The 20,879-nt window shown below is 47.0% G+C and carries 3 protein-coding genes; 1 reads left to right on the top strand and 2 read right to left on the bottom strand.

All coding sequences use genetic code 11. The features are described from left to right. Window positions 1-158 precede the first annotated feature (158 nt). Window positions 159-758, top strand: a complete 600-nt coding sequence (locus OO184_RS07210; RefSeq protein WP_265378592.1) for a TetR/AcrR family transcriptional regulator — start codon at window positions 159-161, stop codon at window positions 756-758. 277 nt (window positions 759-1,035) lie between these two features. On the opposite strand, the gene OO184_RS07205 is transcribed toward OO184_RS07210, so the two are convergent. Continuing rightward, window positions 1,036-9,696 carry a non-ribosomal peptide synthetase gene (locus OO184_RS07205; RefSeq protein WP_265378591.1) on the bottom strand — a complete coding sequence of 2,887 codons (8,661 nt, stop codon included), beginning with the start codon at window positions 9,694-9,696 and terminating at the stop codon, window positions 1,036-1,038. A gap of 3 nt (window positions 9,697-9,699) precedes the next feature. Next, window positions 9,700-20,598, bottom strand: a complete 10,899-nt coding sequence (locus tag OO184_RS07200; RefSeq protein WP_265378590.1) for a non-ribosomal peptide synthetase — start codon at window positions 20,596-20,598, stop codon at window positions 9,700-9,702. Between the last annotated feature and the right edge of the window lie 281 nt (window positions 20,599-20,879).

Genomic DNA, 20,879 nt, shown 5'->3' with positions numbered 1-20,879 from the left:
TACATCCCGTTTTTTACTAGGAATATCTTTCTATTCCGATTACCTTTATCAAATACGAAACTAATGGTATCGAAATTAGAGCGTCTAAACTTGCTTTTCTAGGTATTATTTGTCAATACCTAAATGTGGGTGCTTTTATTTGCATGATGGAGGGATTTATGAGTGAAAATGAGCGGCGAACCGCGTTAAGACGTGGGCGTCCACGAGATAATGACACGACAAAAACTGTGTTGAGTGCTGCACTTGTTCTTGCTGAAAGTGGAAGTATTGCAGATATCACTATTAACCATATTGCTTTGTATTCAGGCATTGCGAAATCGACTATTTATCGTAGATGGCCGAATGTATCAGCAGTTTTAATGGATGCTTTCTTTGATGATATTGAACCGCTAATTATTTATGACAAACAGATGCCGGTGATAGAATCCATGCGGGTTACCATTAAAAAGCTTATTGAAGTGTTGCAAAGTAAGCGCGGGTTGCTGTTCAGGTATTTGTTGGGATCAGCGCAGTATGATGCTGAAGTGAGGGAAGTTTTTGTTCAACGTTGGCTTGAACCACGGCGACAATTAGGAAAGCAGATCATTTTACATGCTATCGAGCGGGGAGAAATTTCTTCTAATGCTGACAGTGGCTTATTGTTAGACTGCATTTTCGGTGCTATTTACTACAAATATATGGTTTCCTTTTCTCCCATTACACCTGAATTTGTCGATAAAGTTATTGATTGTGCGTTTGGTGGTTTGGTTAAAAATTGAATGTTCATTTTCGACAAGAAACAGTTTATACCCGTCATCTTTCAAGTTGCCTCTTTGTTGGCTGCACTCACTCACCCCGGTCACATAGTTCTCTATGCTCCCGGGGATTCGCTCCCTTGCCGTCGCGATGCATCTTGAAATCCATAGGGTATATTAGAGGCTACAGGTGTTCCATCCAAAGAATGATTTTCGCTAAGTCAAAATGACCTTTTCATTATTGATGACGATTGTATTATTAATTTGACGGGGCCAGCAATGCCAGCCCCGTTAATTATAATCAAGTTATATTGATATTACCCTTAATTGACAGCGTGTTGATTATTTCTGCGCTAATAATGGAAATAGCTTCAATAATATTTTCATGATAATAATCATTAAGTAATGTAATCACTAATGGATTGACTGTCCATTGGGAGATATTATTATCCGGTATCTTTATTATCAATTTACCCATAGCTAATTGAATTTCATCTATACAATATGGAGTTATTTGGCCAGCTTTAAATAAGGTAATATTGGTATGGGCTAATTTCCCGCTTAAATTGCAATTGGTTATTCCATGTTCAAATGGTATTGCTGCCAGAACTTTATTAATATAAGTATCATTTGCTCCCATTTCCCGCAATTTTACAACAATAGGGCCATGTTTGCTTGATATATCTAAGTTATCTCTGAGCTCTTTTATCCCATCATTATTGATTATTGTATCTAACAAGAACAATTGAATTTCTTTTGCACCTAGCTGTTCTAATTGAAATGCAATCTCCATCGCTAATTGTCCACCTAATGACCATCCTAAGATGCGAATAGGTTGATCAACAGAAGTTTCAGTCAGAATTAATTCCCTATAAATTTGAGCTATTTGGTGTAGTGAATCTATATGATTATCTGTACAGAGATTATAATTATCGATACCTATGCAGTTATACGCACCAGATAAATTATTTGCCAGAAATTCATAGACTTCACTACCTGCATTAGCTGGATGAACCATAAACAACTTATTTTTTGCCGTTGATTTTGGTGTTAATAAATTAAGTAAGCTGGATTTTGTATTGCCTGTTTCCAGCCATTGGGATAATAGAGAAATGCATTTGCAGCTAAATAAAATATTTAAAGGAATATCAATCCCCATTTCATGGCGTATCGCGGTGGTCAGCTTAATTGCCATCAGGGAGTTCCCGCCGATGCGGAAGAAATTATCCTCAATGCCTACCCGATCCAGACCTAATACTTCCTGCCAAATGGCACACAGTTGGGTTTCCAGTGCATTGCGGGGCGCCACGTATCCCTTTTTGTTTCCCCAGACAGGCTCCGGCAATGCCCGCCGATCCAGTTTGCCGTTCAGGGTCAGAGGTACCGCTTCAATACGGGTAAAGCTGGCAGGGAGCATGTAGTCCGGCAGGCGGGAAGATAAGTGCCTGACGAGTTCATCGTCTGAGAGTTCCCCTTTTATCACCAGATACGCAGCCAGAACTTTATTTCCGTTATGCTCGCGATTGATTACCACTGTCTGTTTGACCTGAGGATGAGCTGCAAGGGCGCTTTCAATTTCGCTCAACTCAATGCGGTAACCGCGGATTTTGACCTGAAAATCGTTGCGTCCCAGATATTCCAGATTGCCATCTGCTCGCCAGCGGACTAAATCGCCGGTTTTATACAGACGGGTATAACCGAGAGCTTTGTCTTCTGCGGTGGCAAAGGGGTTTGCCACAAACCGCTCAGCAGTCAGTTCCGGCCGGTTCCAGTAACCCCGCGCGACTCCGGCGCCGCCGATATACAGTTCTCCCGGCGCTCCGACAGGCGACAGATTGCCATGATTATCAAGAACGTAAAGGCGGGCGTTATTAATGGCTTTGCCGATATTGGTTGGGATGACTCCACGTTGATATATTTTTTCAGTCGCGCAGACGGTCACTTCGGTTGGACCATAAGAATTGTGGACAGCGCTATGACGGTTGAAATGTTCAAGCAAATCCAGAGAGGGGGATTCTCCGGCGGTCACTAATAACTGCAAGGAAGGTAAGTGCGAGCCAATTAACAGCTTCAATATTGCTGGCGGCAGGGCGGCTATTTCAATGCTTTCTCGTTGAATGAGTTTTTCAATTGCCTGAGCATGACGTTCTGTTTCGCTGCAAAGGTAAAGCGTCAGTCCATTAAATAAGCTGGGGAAGAGTTCGAAAACAGAGCCATCAAAAACATAGGCGGCAAACATTAAGGCTTTTGTTCTCTTTGTGGCATCAAAAATTTCAGCCTGTGCCGTTGCCATATGAGCCACATTTTTGTGTTCAATCATGACGCCTTTCGGCTGGCCGGTGGTGCCTGAGGTATAGATGATATAGGCCAAATCGGTTGATTTGCTTACCGGTGCCGGATTGTCCACAGGCTGGCTTGTGGTGATTGTCGGGTTATCCGTTGCTATCAATATTGGTTGTTCTGTGCATGTTTGCGTGTCTTTCGCCAGCGTTGCCAGATACTTTTGCTGAGTGACGACACAGGGTGATTGGGTATCGTTCAAAATAAATTGAACCCGCTCTAATGGATATTCTGGTGAAATGGGCACATAAGCGCCACCGGCTTTCAATATCGCCAAAATACTGATGACCATGTCCAGACTGCGGTCGAGGTAGAGGGCTATGGGGGTATCAGCTTGCATGGGGACATTATGATGTTGCTGATAATGTTCACGGATAGCATAAGCCAGTTGGTTTGCCCGTTCGTTAAGCTGGCGGTAGGTGAGGGGTTCGCCTTCAAACACCAGCGCCACGTTATCCGGTGTTCTTTCCACCTGGGCTTCAAACAGTTGTGGCAGGGTTTTATCCTGCGGATAAGGCGCATCGGTCTGATTCCAGCGGTGCAGCAGGGTATGACGCTCTGCTTCGCTGAGGAAGGAGATTGACGTATGTGACTGGTCAGGATTGCATGCCGCTGCGTGCAGGATGCGTTCAAGCTGAGCCAGTACGCGCTGTGTCTGTGTTTCTGTCAGCCAGTCTTTGCCATAACTGAATTTGATGATGAGGCTGTTATCGCGTTCATAGGCCATCAACGATACTGGATAATCCACTTTTTCGACGGACTGACGGAACGTCAGGGTATGTTCTATACCGGCGGGGTTTTCGCTTACCACGAGAGCAGGATAGTTTTCAAATACCAGCAGACTGTGGAATAACCGTTCCCCGTCAGATTGTAAACTGGCTAGTGAGACGGCGCTGTGGCTGTTGAGGGCAGCAATAGCCGCTTGGATATCCTGTAAAACCGCCGCTACACTGTCTGTTGGGCGCCATTGCACCATCAGCGGCAAGGTATTGATATATAAGCCAACACTGGATTCAATTCCCGCCACCGGAACATCTCGACCGGAGACGGTGGTACCGACAAGGGTCTGCTCATCTCCTGTGTAGCTGTGAAGTAACTTATGCCAGGCAAATTGCAAGGCCACATTCAGTGTCACTCCTTGTGTCCGGCACATATTCTTAAGCTGTTCATAAGAGTGGCCTTGTACAATGAGTAGTTGCTCAGCGGGTTTTTCAACGGTTTTTATCTGCGTTAAATCAACGCAATGACTTAGCAAGGGGGAAAAATCATTCATTCCGTGGAGTTGTGATTTATGTTTAGCCCAATAAGCCTCGGATTCTGCTTTATGATCCAGATAATATTGCTGAGTTGCCAAATAGGCTTTATCTACCACTATTTGGGGGACACGTTCTTGTGTAAGTTCGTTGTAATATTCATGCACAGTCTGCAATAAAATCGGGTTGCTCCAGCCATCGGTAATACAATGATGTTGCGTGATTAGCACCGTTACCAGATGTTCACTTTGTTTAATTAAGGTGAAGCGAATTAAACCGGGCTGACTTAAATCAAATGGCAGGGTACGGTCATGTTGTTGAATTGCTTCAATGGCGCTGTTCCATTCTTCTACCGGTAATTGACTGATATCTTTGATCTCGAAATTCGCCGAATGAATACTTGCGCCTTCCGTCACAACTTGTAACACCTCGTTTTCCCAGTTAAATGCTGTTCTGAGGATGGGGAAGCGTAGCGAGGCCAGCGCCCAGGCCCGCTGGTAGGCGGCGAGATCGAGTTGTGTGTGATAATCCAGCAACAGTTGTACGCGATAGGCATCATCTTGTGGCTGGGTCAGATGATGATAAATAAATCCTTGTTGCAAACTGGTGGCGGGGTACAGGGCTTCAAGCAGGTAGCGCTGTTGTAGCTGGCGTAGGAGAGAGATTGACAGCCCGTCAATACCATAATCACTGGGGGTTTTTATCCCGCCGACTTGCGCCTGTTGTTGACCAGCCATAATGACAACCTGGAGAGTCTGCTCAAATGCGGTGATAAATAGTTGTGTCTGAGTCGGTGTTAAGCGTGAACTGACACTGAATTGCAGCCTACCAGCTTGAATTAATCCATTAATATTGAGTAGTAAATGACTGTAGTTATCGTTTGCTATTACGTTTCCACAATAGTCGTTGGTCAGTGACCAGTTTTGCCCGATTGCTCCACCCAATTGCCCAAGATAATTGAAGCTTATCGCTGGTAAATCCCCACTCAAATAGCCTGCCTGATGTAATGCCCCATAACCAATACCTTTATTGGGCACGGTACGAAGCATCTCTTTGGTGTGAATGATGGTGTCTGCAATAGTTGTCTGCATTGCCAGACGAACGGGATATAGTGTGGTAAACCAGCCGATAGTTTCAGAAACATCCAGTCTGTTGTCGATACTCTCTCGACCGTGGCCTTCAAGCGTGATGTGGTTAACCGGTTGAGAAAAAACAGCTTGTAATGCCAGAGTGAGAGCGCTGAGAAGCAAATCATTGATTTCGGTTTTATAGCCAGCATTGGCCTCATGCAGCAGAATGTCGGTCAATTCGGCGGAAATGCTCAGCATGTGATGACTGATTTCATCTGAAGCGGCGTGAGAGAGATTTCCTACCATGACTTGCTGCCAGTAGGAAATTTCCTGTTGATGGCATTTTGCATAGTGATGGACGGCACTCACCCACTGACGATAACTACTGGTCTTTTCTGGCAGTGCTTCGCCCTGCAACAATCTGCGTATATCTTCAGCAATAATTCGCCAGGAAACTACGTCAATAATCAGATGGTGGAATGCGAAGAATAGCCGGGCGCTGCCATCGGTATATCCGGTCAGATGACTTGCTTGCCATAATGGCCCGCTGCAATAATCAAAGCCACTTTGCCATTGGGTTAGTTGTTGATGTAATACTTCCTTATTTAATCCCCCGATATCACAGTGATGTAAAAGGGAATGTGAAGATGGCATTGCCGCGGAGTAGTACTGACGGTAGCCGTTTTCGGTATCTATAAAACGGACACGCAACATATCGTGCCGTTTAGCCAGCATTATCAGGGCCTGTTCAATCTGTACGGATTTAATATTCCCGGGGATCTGAATCATAAATGCCTGATTCCAATGGTGTGGATGTGACCAATTCCAGTCGAAGAAGATTTGTTGGATAGGCAACAGGCTAAATTCCCCGCTTAACAATCCCTGCTCTGCGAGTATGTTAACGGTAGGTGATGAGAGTGCCAGTCGTTGGGCTAACCGGGCTACCGTTGGTGCTTCAAAAATTGATTTAACTTGGAGGGAAAAGCCCGCCTGACGTAGTTTTGACACCAGTTGGATACTGACAATGGAATCCCCCCCAATGCGGAAAAAGTTATCTTCAATGCCAATCCGCTCCAGCCCCAAGACGGCCTGCCAAATGGTACAGAGCTGAGTTTCCAGCGCATTTCTGGGCGCGACATAGCTGTCACGATCTCCCCAGATTGGTTCAGGCAGGGCGTGGCGATCCAGTTTGCCATTCAGGGTCAAAGGAACGGAGTCGATGCGGGTAAAGTTGGCTGGCAGCATGTATTCTGGCAGGCGGGAAGAGAGATGTTCAGTCAGGCTGGCATCAGACAGTTCCCCCGCTGTCACCAGATATGCCGCCAGTATTTTATGGCCGTTATGATTACGATCAATCACTACCGCCTGTTTGACCTGTGGGTGGGCAGTCAGGGCACTTTCTATTTCGCCCAGTTCAATACGGTAACCACGGATTTTGACCTGAAAATCATTGCGTCCCAGATATTCCAGATCGCCATCTGCTCGCCAGCGAACTAAATCGCCAGTTTTGTACAGACGGGTGTAACCGCGTGCTTTGTCTTCTGCGGTGGCAAAGGGATTCGCCACAAACCGCTCGGCAGTCAGTTCCGGCCGGTTCCAGTAACCCCGCGCGACTCCGGCGCCGCCGATATACAGTTCTCCCGGTGTGCCGACAGGAGACAGATTGCCCTGATTATCAAGAACGTAAAGGCGGGCGTTATTAATGGCTTTGCCGATATTGGTTGGGATGACCCCACGTTGATATATTTTTTCGGTCGCACAAACGGTCACTTCGGTCGGACCATAAGAATTGAGGACAGCGCTATGACGGTTGAAATGTTCAAGAAAATCCAGGGAGGGGCATTCTCCGGCGGTCACTAATAACTGCAAGGAAGGTAAGTGCGAGCCAATTAACAACTTCAATATTGCTGGCGGCAAGGCGGCTATTTCAATGTCTTCTCGTCGAATGAGTTTTTCAATTGCCTGAGCATGACGTTCGGTTTCGCTGCAAAGGTAAAGCGTCAGTCCATTAAATAAACTGGGGAAGAGTTCGAAAACAGAACCGTCAAAAACATAGGCGGCAAACATTAAGGCTTTTTTTCTCTTGGCGGCATCAAAAATTTCAGTCTGTGCCGCCGCCAGATGAGCCACATTTTTGTGTTCAATCATGACCCCTTTCGGCTGACCGGTGGTACCTGAGGTAAAGATGATATAGGCCAAATCTGAGGATTTGTTTACCGATGCCGGATTGTCCACGGACTGGCCTGCGGTGATTGTCAGGTCATCCGCTGCTATCAGTACCGGTTGTTTTGCGCGTGTTTGCGTGTTCGTCACCAGTGTTGCCAGATACCTTTGCTGAGTGACGACGCAGGGTGATTGGGTATCATCCAAAATAAACCGAACCCGCTCTGATGGATATTCAGGGGAAATGGGGACATAAGCGCCACCAGCTTTCAGTACCGCCAGAATACTGATGACCATTTCCAGACTGCGGTCGAGGTAAAGGGCTATGGGGGTATCAGCTTGCATTGGGACATTATAGTGTTGCTGACAGCGTTCACGGATCGCATAAGCGAGCTGGTTGGCCCGTTCGTTAAGCTGGCGGTAAGTCAGGGATTCGCCTTCAAACACCAAAGCCACGTTATCTGGCGTGCTTTCCACTTGGGCTTCAAACAGTTGTGTCAGGGTTTTATCTTGCGGATAAGGCGCGTCGGTCTGATTCCAGTGGTGCAGCAGGGTATGACGCTCTGCTTCGCTGAGAAAGGTGATTGACGTATGTAACTGATCTGGGTTGCATGCTGCCGCGTGCAGGATGCGTTCAAGCTGAGCCAGTACGCGCTGTGTCTGTGCTTCTGTCAGCCAGTCTTTGCCATAACCGAATTTGATGATGAGACTGTTGTCGTGCTCATAGGCTACCAGCGATACCGGATAATCCACTTTTTCGATGGACTGACGGAATGTCAGGGTATGTTCTATACCGGCGGGGTTTTGGCTTACCACAGGGGCCGGGTAGTTTTCAAATACCAGCAAGCTGTGGAATAACCGTTCTCCGTCGGATTGTAAACTGGCCAGTGAGACGGCACTGTGGCTGTTGAGGGCAGCAATGGCTGCTTGGATATCCTGCAAGATCGTCGCTACACTGTCTGTTAGATGCCATTGCACCATCAGCGGCAATGTATTGATATATAGGCCAACACTGGATTCAATCCCTGCAACCGGAACATCGCGGCCGGAGACGGTGGTGCCGACAACGGTCTGTGCATCGCCCGTGTAACTGTGCAGGAGTTTATGCCAGGCAAATTGCAAGACCACATTCAGTGTCACCCCTTGTGTCCGGCACATATCCTTAAGCTGCGCATAAGCGCTACCTTGAATAATGAGTTCCTGTGCAGCCGGGTTTTCAATGCTTTTTATTTGCGCTAAATCGACACGGTGACTTAACAACGTGGAAAAATCATTGGCGCCCTGAAATTGGGCTTTGTATGCCGCCCAATAAGTGTCTGATTCAGCTTGATGATCCAGATGATATTGTTGGGTTGCCAGATAAGTCTGCTCCACCATAATCTGGGGCTTCTGCCCTTTTATCAATTGGTTGTAATACTCATGCACAGCTTGCAATAAAATCGGATGGCTCCAGCCGTCAGCAATGCAGTGGTGTTGTGTAAGCAGTATGGTGACTAATTGCTCACCCTGCCGGATGAGAGTGAAGCGGATTAACCCAGGATGACTTAAATCAAAAGGTAGGGTGCGGTCGTATTGTTGAATTTCGTCAATCGCCTTGTTTCGGTCTTCTTTGGGTAATTGACTGATATCTTTGAACTTGAAGTTCAATGGCCCAATACTGGCGCCCGTTGTTACGATCTGTAATATTTTTCCTTCCCAATCAAATGCGGTTCTGAGAATGGGGAAACGTAGTGAAGCCAGTGACCAAGCTTGTTGATAGACGGCAAAGTTGATATTGGTGTGATAATCCAACAGCAATTGCACGCGATAAGCATCATCCTGCGGCTGAGTCAGATGATGATAAACAAACCCCTGTTGCAGGCTGGTAGCAGGAAATATCGCTTCAATTTTTTTTCTAGGGGAGACGACTGAACCATTCACACCAGAATGATTTTCATTAAAAATAAAACTCTTAAAATCTTTTTCTGAGAAAATACTTCTTTTATTCAAAAAGTCTAATATATTTTCTTTTTTCTGTTTAACCTTATTAATAAGTTGGGAGGGCGGCGTTTCTCCGGTGAACGCCAGTTTCAACTTATTCTCATAGACCCATACTGACATATGATTTTTATTAAGTTCTTTAAATAGCATCAACATTTTTTACACGTCCAAAATAGTTTTCTTTTCTGGGTGATGATCTGAATTTTCATGATTCATATGATCAAAACGATGAGTGAGCTGGTTTAGCTGTTCCATTGAAACGTCTTTAAACCCGTAATCACTGGGAGTTTTTATTCCTCCCAATTGAGCCTGCTTTTGACTAGCAGCAATGACGTTATTGAGTGCTTGCTTAAATGCCGTGATAAACATCTCTGTCCGGGCTGGCGGCAAGCGGGAATCCACGCTGAATTGCAGTTTTCCTGCCTGAACTGCGCCATTAATGCCCAGTAGTAAATGGCTGATATTTTTGCTAGCTAACACAGACCCACAATCATCGTTGGTTATGGACCAATCTTGATGGCTGGCTCCTCCTAACTGACCAAGGTAGTTGAAACTGATGGTTGGTAGATCGCCAGTCAGGTATCCCGCTTGATGTAACGCACTGTAACCAATACCTTTATTCGGTACGCCACGAAGCATCTCTTTGGTGTGGATGATGGTTTCTGCAATATCAGTTTGCATTTCCAGGCGGACAGGGTACATGGTTGTAAACCAGCCAACGGTTTCGGAAAGATCTAATGTGTCGTCAATGGATTCCCGCCCATGTCCTTCCAGAATGATGTAGTTTACAGCTTGGGAGAAAGTCTCCTGTAAGGCCAGTGTCAATGCACTCAACAGTAAATCGTTAATTTCAGTGTGGTAACCGGTGTTGGCTTCATGTAGTAGCATATCCGTCATTTCGACAGGAATGCTTAACCGGTGTTGAGCGATGTTATTCAGCGCGGGTTTGGTGTCGTTTCCTGCTATCACCTGTTGCCAGTAGGGTATTTCATCCTGATGCTGTTGTGCATAACGATGAACAGCGGTTACCCATTGTCGATAACTGCTGGTCTTCGGTGGTAAGGTCGCTCCCTGTAATAACAGACGCATATGCTCAGCAATAATCCGCCAGGAAATGGCGTCAATAATCAGATGGTGGAATGCGAAGAATAGCCGGGCACTGCCATCCGTATATCCGGTCAGATGACCTGCTTGCCATAATGGTCCGTTGTTGTAATCGAACCCGCTTTGCCATTGGGTTAGTTGTTGATGTAATGCTTCCTTATTTAATCCTCTGATATCACAGTGATGTAAAAGGGAATATGAAGATGGAATTTCCTTGGAATAGTACTGATGATAGCCGTTTTCGGTATTTATAAAACGGGCACGTAGCATATCATGCCGTTTAGCCAGCATTATCAGAGCCTGTTCAATCTGTGCAGATTTGATATTCCCGGGGATCTGAATCATAAATGCCTGATTCCAATGGTGTGGATGTGGCCAATTCCAGTCGAAGAAGGTCTGCTGGATAGGCAACAGGCTAAATTCCCCGCTTAACAATCCCTGTTCTGCGAGCACGTTAACGGTAGGTGATGAAAGAGCTATCAGTTGGGATAACCGAGCCACTGTTGGTGCTTCAAAAATTGATTTAACTTGGAGGGAAAAACCCGCCTGACGCAGTTTTGACACCAGTTGGATACTGACAATGGAATCACCACCAATGCGGAAAAAGTTATCTTCAATGCCAATGTGCTCCAGACCTAATACGTCCTGCCAAATGGTACAGAGTTGAGTTTCCAGCGCATTGCAGGGCGCGACATAGCTATCATAATTCCCCCAAACTGGCTCAGGCAGGGCGTGGCGATCCAGTTTGCCGTTTAGGGTCAGGGGCACGGCGTCAATAAAGGTGAAGCTGGCAGGCAGCATATATTCCGGCAAGTGGGAAATGAGATGTCTAGTCAGGTTGTCATCGGACAGTTCCGCCGTCGTCACCAGATATGCAACCAGTACTTTATGGCTGTTATGATCACGGTCAATCACCACCGCCTGTTTTACCTGTGGGTGGGCAGTCAGGGCGCTTTCTATTTCTCCCAGTTCAATGCGGTAGCCACGGATTTTGACCTGAAAATCATTGCGTCCCAGATATTCCAAATTGCCATCGGCTCGCCAGCGGACTAAATCGCCAGTTTTGTACAGACGGGTGTAACCGCGTGCTCTGTCTTCTGCAGTGGCAAAGGGATTTGCTACAAAACGTTCGGCGGTCAGTTCTGGTCGGTTTAAATACCCCCGCGCCAGCCCGGCGCCGCCGATATACAGTTCTCCCGGCGCACCGACAGGAGACAGATTACCGTGACTGTCAAGAACGTAAAGGCGGACGTTATTAATCGCTTTACCAATGTTGGTTGCAGTATCCCCACGCTGATATTGCTTCCCTGTCGCGCAAACGGTCACTTCTGTCGGGCCGTAAGCATTCAGTATGTCGTTGTGTTGGCTGAAATATTCAAGAAAATCTGGGGAAGGCGACTCTCCAGCTGTCACCAATAATTGCAGGGAAGGCAATTCGGCGCCAGTTAATAGTTTCAGTATGGCGGGTGGTAAGGTGGCCATTTCAATGTTTTCCCGCTGAATGAGTTTTTCAACGGCGGGGCCATGACGTTCTGTTTCGCTGCAAAGGTAAATTGTATGACCATGAAGTAGACTGAGGAATAACTCGGAAACCGAGGCGTCAAAGACATAAGCAGCAAACATTAAGGATTTTTTTCTCTTGGCGGCATTAAAAAGCTCTGTCTGTGCCGCCACCAGATGAGCCACATTTTTGTGTTCAATCATGACCCCTTTCGGCTGGCCGGTAGTGCCTGAGGTATAGATGATATAGGCCAAATCCGAGGATGTGTTTATCGATGCCGGATTGTCCACGGACTGGCTTGTGGTGATGGTTAGGTCATCCACCGTTATTAGTACCGGTTGTTCTGTGCATGTTTGCGTGTCTGTCGCCAGCGTTGCCAGATATCTTTGCTGAGTGACGACACAGGGTGATCGGGTATCGTCCAAAATAAACCGAACCCGCTCTAATGGATATTCCGGTGAAATGGGTACATAAGCGCCCCCAGCTTTCAGCGCTGCCAGAATACTGATGACCATGTCCAGACTGCGGTCGAGGTAGAGGGCTATGGGGGTATCAGCTTGCAGAGGAATATTATGGTGTTGCTGACAACGTTCACGGATAGCATAAGCCAGCTGGTTTGCCCGTTCGTTAAGCTGGCGGTAGGTTAGGAGTTCGCCTTCAAACACCAGCGCCACGTTATCCGGTGTTTTTTCCACTTGGGCTTCAAACAGTTGTGGCAGGGTTTTATCCTGCGGGTAAGGCGCATCGGTCTGATTCCAATGGTGTAGCAGGGTATGGCGCTCTTGGGCAGACAGGATGTTAATTCCAGACAGCGATTGTGTCCGGTCTGCCACGAATGCGGCCAGCACCCGCTGATAAATACCCGCCACTCTCACGATGGTGGTCTCAGCAAACAGACTGACGGCGTAGTTCAGACAACCGGTAATATTGGTTTGTCCATCAGATAAAAACAGGCTCAGGTCAAACTTGGCCGGGCTGTATAACGGCTCATCGAGTGTCACCGGTCTGAACGGCAGACGATTGTCTGGCGGATTTTCTTTAAAGCTCTGCACCCCGAACATCACCTGAAAGATCGGATGACGAGCGGTGTTACGTTCAATATCCAGCGTTTCGACCAGTTGTTCAAACGGCATGTCCTGATGGGTCTTGGCTTCGGTCACCCGCTGATGGGCTTGTTTAATGAGTTCTTCGACACTGGCGGTTTGTTGAAGTTGTAGCCTTAAGGCCAGTGAGTTAACCAACATCCCAATCAGAGGCTGGGTTTGGGCATGGTGGCGGTTATCCGTCGGCGTCCCCAGGACGATATCGTTTTGCCCGGACAATTTTGCCAGCGTGATATAAAAGGCACTGAGCAGCACGGAATACAGGGTGGTTTCCTGCGCTTTTGCCAGCGTCCTTAACTGCTCAGAAAGCCGGGTGTTCAGCACAAACTTGAAATCCCGTCCCTGATAATTCACTCGTGTGGGTCTGGGATAATCGGTGGGTAAGACCAGTGATTCATAACCAGCCAGCGCCTGCCGCCAGTAAGCCAGCTGGCGTTCACGGACGTCGCCCTGTAAATAGCTCCGTTGCCAGGCGGCGTAATCGCCATAGGTAATCTCCAGCGGGGGGAGCAAGCTGTCACGGCCTTCCCGTAAGGAGTGGTAAATCTCCGCCAGTTCAGCCATAAAGATATCGATTGACCAGCCGTCAATGGCGATGTGGTGCCATAACATTAATAAGTAGTGCCGGTCAGACATCGGATAGTGGCGCAGGCGCAGGCTGGGTTCTGCGGTCAAATCAAATGGGGTGGCTATTTCAGCCCGGACGGTGTTTAACAGCGTGTCAGTATTTTCACAGGGCAGGGACTGGATAACCAAAGTGCTGTCCAGCACCTGCGAGTAAATCTGTCCGGCATCATCGTTGCGGTACACCATCTTCATGACAGCATGGCGTTCAGCCAGCCGGTTAATGGCGGTTTCCAACCGGGGCAGACAGGCATCATTATCCAGCTGAACCAGATAAGGGATATGGTAGGTATCGGAACCTTGTTCAAACTGCTCGATAAATAGCATCCGCTCCTGGGCAAACGATAAGGGATAACGCTCCTGAGCCAAATGAGGGATAACCGTATAAATTTGTTGTTCCATCTGGGTTGCCAGGCCTGCGATGGTTTTCAGCGTAAACAACTGCGCCAGTGAGACTTCGGTTGCCAGCATGCGGCGGATAGCGGCGGTCAGCTTGATGGCCATCAGGGAATTGCCCCCGATGCGGAAGAAATTATCCTCAATGCCAACCCGCTCCAGACCTAACACCTCCTGCCAAATGGCACACAGTTGGTTTTCCAGCGTATTGCGGGGCGCCACGTATCCCTTCTTGTTTCCCCAGACAGGCTCCGGCAATGCCTGCCGATCCAGTTTGCCGTTCAGGGTCAGCGGCATGGATTCCATACGGGTAAAGCTGGCTGGCAGCATGTAGTCCGGCAGGCGGGAAGATAAGTGCCTGACGAGTTCATCGTCTGAGAGTTCCCCTTTCATCACCAGATACGCAGCCAGAACTTTATTCTCGTTATGCTCGCGATCGATTACCACTGTCTGTTTGACTTGAGGATGAGCTGCAAGGGCGCTCTCAATTTCGCTCAACTCAATGCGGTAACCGCGGATTTTGACCTGAAAATCGTTGCGTCCCAGATATTCCAGATTGCCATCCGGCCGCCAGCGCACCAAATCACCGGTTTTATACAGGCGAGTATACCCTTTGGCCTTGTCTGCTGCGGAGGCAAAGGGATTTGCCACAAACCGCTCGGCGGTCAGTTCCGGCCGGTTCCAGTAACCCCGTGCGACTCCGGCGCCGCCGATATAGAGTTCTCCCGGCGCTCCGACAGGAGACAGATTCCCGTGACTGTCAAGAACGTAAAGCCGGGCGTTATTAATCGCTTTACCAATGTTGGTTGCAGTATCCCCATGCTGATATTGCTTCGCTGTCGCGCAAACGGTCACTTCTGTCGGGCCGTAAGCATTCAGTATGTCGTTGTGTTGGCTAAAATATTCAAGAAAATCTGGGGAAGGCGACTCTCCAGCTGTCACCAATAATTGCAGGGAAGGCAATTCGGCGCCAGTTAATAGTTTCAGTATGGCGGGTGGTAAGGTGGCTATTTCAATGTTTTCCCGCTGAATGAGCTTTTCAACGGCGAGGCCATGACGTTCTGTTTCGCTGCAAAGGTAAAGTGTCAGTCCATTAAATAAACTGGGGAAGAGTTCGAAAACAGAACCATCAAACACATATGCGGCAAACATTAAGGCTTTTTTTCTCTTGGCGGCATCAAAAATTTCAGCCTGTGCCGCCGCCAGATGAGCCACATTTTTGTGTTCAATCATGACCCCTTTCGGTTGGCCGGTAGTGCCTGAGGTATAGATGATATAGGCCAAATCCGAGGATGTGTTTATCGATGCCGGATTGTCCACGGACTGGCTTGTGGTGATTGTCGGGTCATCGGTTGCTATCAGTATCGGTTGTTCCACGAGTGGTTGACTGTATGTCGTTAGCGTTATCACGTGTCGCTGTTGGGTCAATATGCAGGAAGTCGCCGTGTCAGCCAGAATAAACTGGACTCGCTCTGGTGGATATTGCGGTGAAATAGGCACATAAGCGCCCCCGGCTTTCAGCGCTGCCAGAATACTGATGACCATGTCCAGACTGCGGTCGAGGTAGAGGGCTATGGGGGTATCAGCTTGCAGAGGAATATTATGGTGTTGCTGACAACGTTCACGGATAGCATAAGCCAGCTGGTTTGCCCGTTCGTTAAGCTGGCGGTAGGTGAGGGATTCGCCTTCAAACACCAGCGCCACGTTATCCGGTGTTTTTTCCACCTGGGCTTCAAACAGTTGTGGCAGGGTTTTATCCTGCGGGTAAGGCGCATCGGTCTGATTCCAGTGGTGTAGCAGGGTATGGCGCTCTTGGGCAGACAGGATGTTAATTCCAGACAGCGATTGTGTCCGGTCTGCCACGAATGCGGCCAGCACCCGTTGATAAATACCTGCCACTCTTACGATAGTGGCCTCAGCAAACAGGCTGACGGCGTAGTTCAGACAACCGGTAATATTGGTTTGTCCATCAGATAAAAACAGACTCAGGTCAAACTTGGCCGGACTGTATAACGGCTCATCCAGTGTCACCGGTCTGAACGGCAGACGATTGTCTGGCGGATTTTCTCCGAAGTTCTGCAACCCGAACATTATCTGAAAGATCGGATGGCGGGCGGTGTCACGCTCAATATCCAGTGCTTCAACCAGTTGTTCAAACGGCATGTCCTGATGGGTCTTGGCTTCCGTTACCCGCTGATGGGTCTGTTTAATCAATTCTTCCACACTGACGGTTTGTTGAAGTGGTAGCCTTAAGGCCAGTGAGTTGACCAACATCCCGATTAGGGATTGGGTTTGGACATGGTGGCGGTTATCCGTCGGTGTCCCCAGGACGATATCGTTTTGCCCGGACAATTTTGCCAGCGTGATATAAAAGGCACTGAGCAACACGGTGTACAGGGTGGTTTCCTGTGCTTTTGCCAGGTTCCTTAACTGTTCAGACAGCCGGGTGTTCAGCACAAACTTGAAATCCCGTCCCTGATAATTCACTCGTGTGGGTCTGGGATAATCGGTGGGTAAGACCAGTGATTCATAACCAGCCAGCGCCTGCCGCCAGTAAGCCAGCTGGCGTTCACGGACGTCGCCCTGTAAATAGCTCCGTTGCCAGGCGGCGTAATCGCCGTAGGTAATCTCCAGCGGGGGGAGCAAGCTGTCACGGCCTTCCCGTAAGGAGTGGTAAATCTCCGCCAGTTCAGCCATAAAGATATCGATCGACCAGCCGTCAATGGCGATGTGATGCCATAGCATTAATAAGTAGCGCCGGTCGGGAAGCTGATAGTGGCACAGGCGCAGGCTGGGTTCTGCGGTCAAATCAAACGGGGTGGCTATTTCAGCACGAACTGTGTTCAAAAATGTGTCAGTATTTTCACAGGACTGGGACTGGATAACCAAATTCTTGTCCAGCTTCTGCGGGTAAATTTGTCCATCATCATCGTTGCGGTACACCATCTTCATGACAGCATGGCGTTCAGCCAGTCGGTTAATGGCGGTTTCCAACCGGGGCAGACAGGCATCATTATCCAGCTCAACCAGATGGGGGATATGGTAGGTATCGGAACCTTGTTCAAACTGCTCGATAAATAGCATCCGTTCCTGGGCAAACGATAAGGGATAGCGCTCCTGCGCCAGATGAGGGATAACCGTATAAGTCTGCTGTTCCATCTGGGTTGCCAGGCCCGCGATAGTTTTCAGCGTAAACAACTGCGCCAGTGAGACTTCGGTTGCCAGCATGCGGCGGATGGCGGCGGTCAGCTTAATTGCCGTCAGGGAGTTGCCCCCGATGCGGAAGAAATTATCCTCAATGCCCACCCGCTCCAGACCTAACACTTCCTGCCAAATGGCACACAGTTGGGTTTCCAGTGCATTGCCGGGCGCCACGTATTCCTCTTTATTTCCCCAGACCGGTTCCGGCAATGACCGTCGATCCAGTTTGCCGTTCAGGGTTAGGGGAACGGACTCAATGTGGGTAAAGCTGGCCGGCATCATATAGTCCGGCAGGTGGGAAGATAAGTGCCTGACGAGTTCATCGTTTGAGAGTTCCCCTTCCGTCACCAGATACGCCGCCAGTGCTTTATTACTCTCATATTCGCGATCAATCACCACGGCCTGTTTTACCTGTGGGTGCAAAGCGAGTGCAGTTTCAATTTCTCCTAGCTCAATGCGGTAACCGCGGATTGTGACCTGAAAATCATTGCGCCCCAGATATTCCAGATTGCCATCCGGCTGCCAGCGCACCAAATCGCCGGTTTTATACAGGCGGGTGTAACCGCGTTCTTTATCTTCATTTGTGGCAAATGGATTCTCTACAAAACGTTCGGCCGTCAATTCAGGCCGGTTTAAATATCCTCGTGCTAGCCCAGCGCCTCCGATGTAAAGCTCTCCGGGGGCGCCAATAGGTACAAGATTCCTGGAGTGATTCAAGACATAGGCATACATGTCATTTAATGGCCGTCCAATGCAAGATACTGCTGTGGCGTCGTCTTGGGTTAATTTCTTGTAGGTAACATGTACGGTTGTTTCGGTTATTCCATACATATTGACGAGAGCGGGAGATTGATCGCCATAATGATTCCACCAAGGTTTCAATTGAACCGGATTCAGTTTATCTCCACCAAAAATCACGTAGCGAAGATGGGGAAATTCGGCGCCAATATTCAATGACGTATCAATAAAGGCATAAAATGCCCCGGGAGTCTGGTTTAATACAGTAACTTTCTGATCTGAACAGAGGCGACTGAATCTGCCAAAATCCTTCGTACATTCTACTGTTGGAATAATCAGACGTCCGCCATAAAGCAATGCGCCCCATAATTCCCAGACACTGAAATCAAATGTGTAAGCATGGTACAGCACCCAAGTATCATTTTGATCAAATTGATAATCTCCCTGAGTGGTTGCGAATAAACGCACAACATTATGGTGTGTCTGCAACACGCCTTTTGGTTGTCCGGTTGTGCCTGAAGTATAGATAACGTATGCCAGATCTGTGGCTCCGTTGATGGGGACCGGATTCTCTGTTGATAGATTTTCTGCCACTGTCCGATCATCCACAGCTATTAATGCTGGCTGTTTAGTTTGTGTCTGCGTATATTCCCTCAGCGTTGTCAGATATCGCTGTTGAGCCAACACACAGGGGGATGCGGTGTCTTCTAAAATAAACCGGACTCGCTCCGGCGGATATTCTGGAGAAATGGGTACATAGGCTCCCCCGGCTTTCAGCACTGCCAGAATGCTGATTACCATTTCCAGACTACGATCCAGATACAAAGCCGCCAGCGTATCGGCAGGCATGGGTTTATTGCGCTGTTGTTGATACTGTTCGCGGATCACAGCGGCCAATTGGTTAGCCCGTTCGTTTAGCTGGCGATAAGTCAGTGTTTTCCCTTCAAACACCAATGCCACGTTGTCTGGTCTGGCTGCTGCCTGAGCTTCAAATTGCTGCTGGAGAGTACGGTCTTGCGGATAAGATATATTGGGCTGGTTCCAAGTATGCAGTAATGTATGGCGCTCCTGTTTTAGTAAAATAGGTAATTCACTGACTATTGATGCAGGGTTGTTGAGTAAGGTAATAAATAGGTTTTGTAATCGTTCAAGTATTCTATTGACATCCTGCCCACTAAAATATTTCCGCAGATAATCTATCGTTATTTTTAGTTCCTGAGCATATCCATAGTCTTTTAATCTAAAGACGATAGGATAAATATTAAATTCACCATCTATATGATAGTGCTGATTTTCGGTGACTTCGAGATCTGACTCAGAAAAACGTTCATAGAAAATAGATATATTGGGTAAAGAGAGCTTATGTTTATGAGCGATTCGAGCAAGGTGAGATTGAGGAAATTTACCGTGGTAATAACTCTTTTTTAGTGCGGATTCTGTTAATTTAATCTGTTCAATCACACTAGCCGCATGGGAAATATGACAGTGCGCCGGATACATATTTGCATGCATCCCAACAACATATTTTTCTGATTTTCCCTCTCTTCCATGTGTGATTGTGTTAAAAACTAGCTCTTGTTGTCCTGTAAGCTCAGCCATAATAATGCTGACCAGACTCGAAAAAATGAAAAGCAGATTAGTTTTGTATTCTCTACAAAAAGTACGCAAATCTTCTTTAATTGGAAGAGGTAATATTAACGTACCATGATCACTGCCTGTATTTTGATAGCAAGGTGTTAATTGATGTATTGCTTTTTGTTTCAGAAAATCAAACCAATAACTCTTATCTTTTTCATACTGAGTGCTATTGAGATATTTTCTCGACTTGATTATTGTAGTTAAATATTGTGGAATTTCTGACAACCATGCGGTAGATGTTCCATCTTCAAGACATTTGTATAATTTATGGACATACTCATGAAGTCGATATAATCCGACACCATCAATCATAATGTGATGGAATTTGGTGAAAAAGTAGTATTTTTCATTATCTAAGCGAATTAGTGTAATCTGATATGGAGTTTCCTTTAAATAATCGATAGGAATACCGACTTGTTGCTTCATCCAAAGATATGCTTTCTTTTCAGGATCAAGCTGCATGGAAACATCGTGGCACTTGATTAATTCTGGCGAACTCTGATCTTGAATATATTGAATAGCTTCATTATTAGAATTGATTGATATACGTAAACGTAACATATCAATGTGTTGATATAGTAAATTACACACTTTCTGCAAAATAACTATATCAACATTGTTTTCTATCAATGTATACCAGCCGAGACTGTGTATTGGACTATTCTCATAAAGCATTTGTTCGTAAAACACATCTTCCTGAGAAGGATGAAGACTATATAAGTTCGAATCCGATGAACCCTCAGATGTTCTCATAGTAAATTATACGAATGTATTCCGCCTGCAAGTTATTTGTAGGGTATAGTACGAATGAGTAGATTTCATTACTTGCCTGGCTTTAAATTATTTATGTTTCAGTCTTAATTTAATAGGCATTGGCATAATCTATCATAGTGCCACTACAGATAATCTCGCAATCTTTCAACACTCTTCCTCATGAAAAAATAGTTAATATAGTATTTATTGTCTAATGATTCACTTTCTATTAATTTCCTATATACTCAAGATCACATATTTGTCACCAACCTTATTTTTAT

Origin of the sequence: Photorhabdus aballayi (assembly GCF_026153155.1) — a bacterium.
Lineage (GTDB): Bacteria > Pseudomonadota > Gammaproteobacteria > Enterobacterales > Enterobacteriaceae > Photorhabdus > Photorhabdus luminescens.
This window is presented reverse-complemented; position numbering and strand designations above follow the sequence as displayed.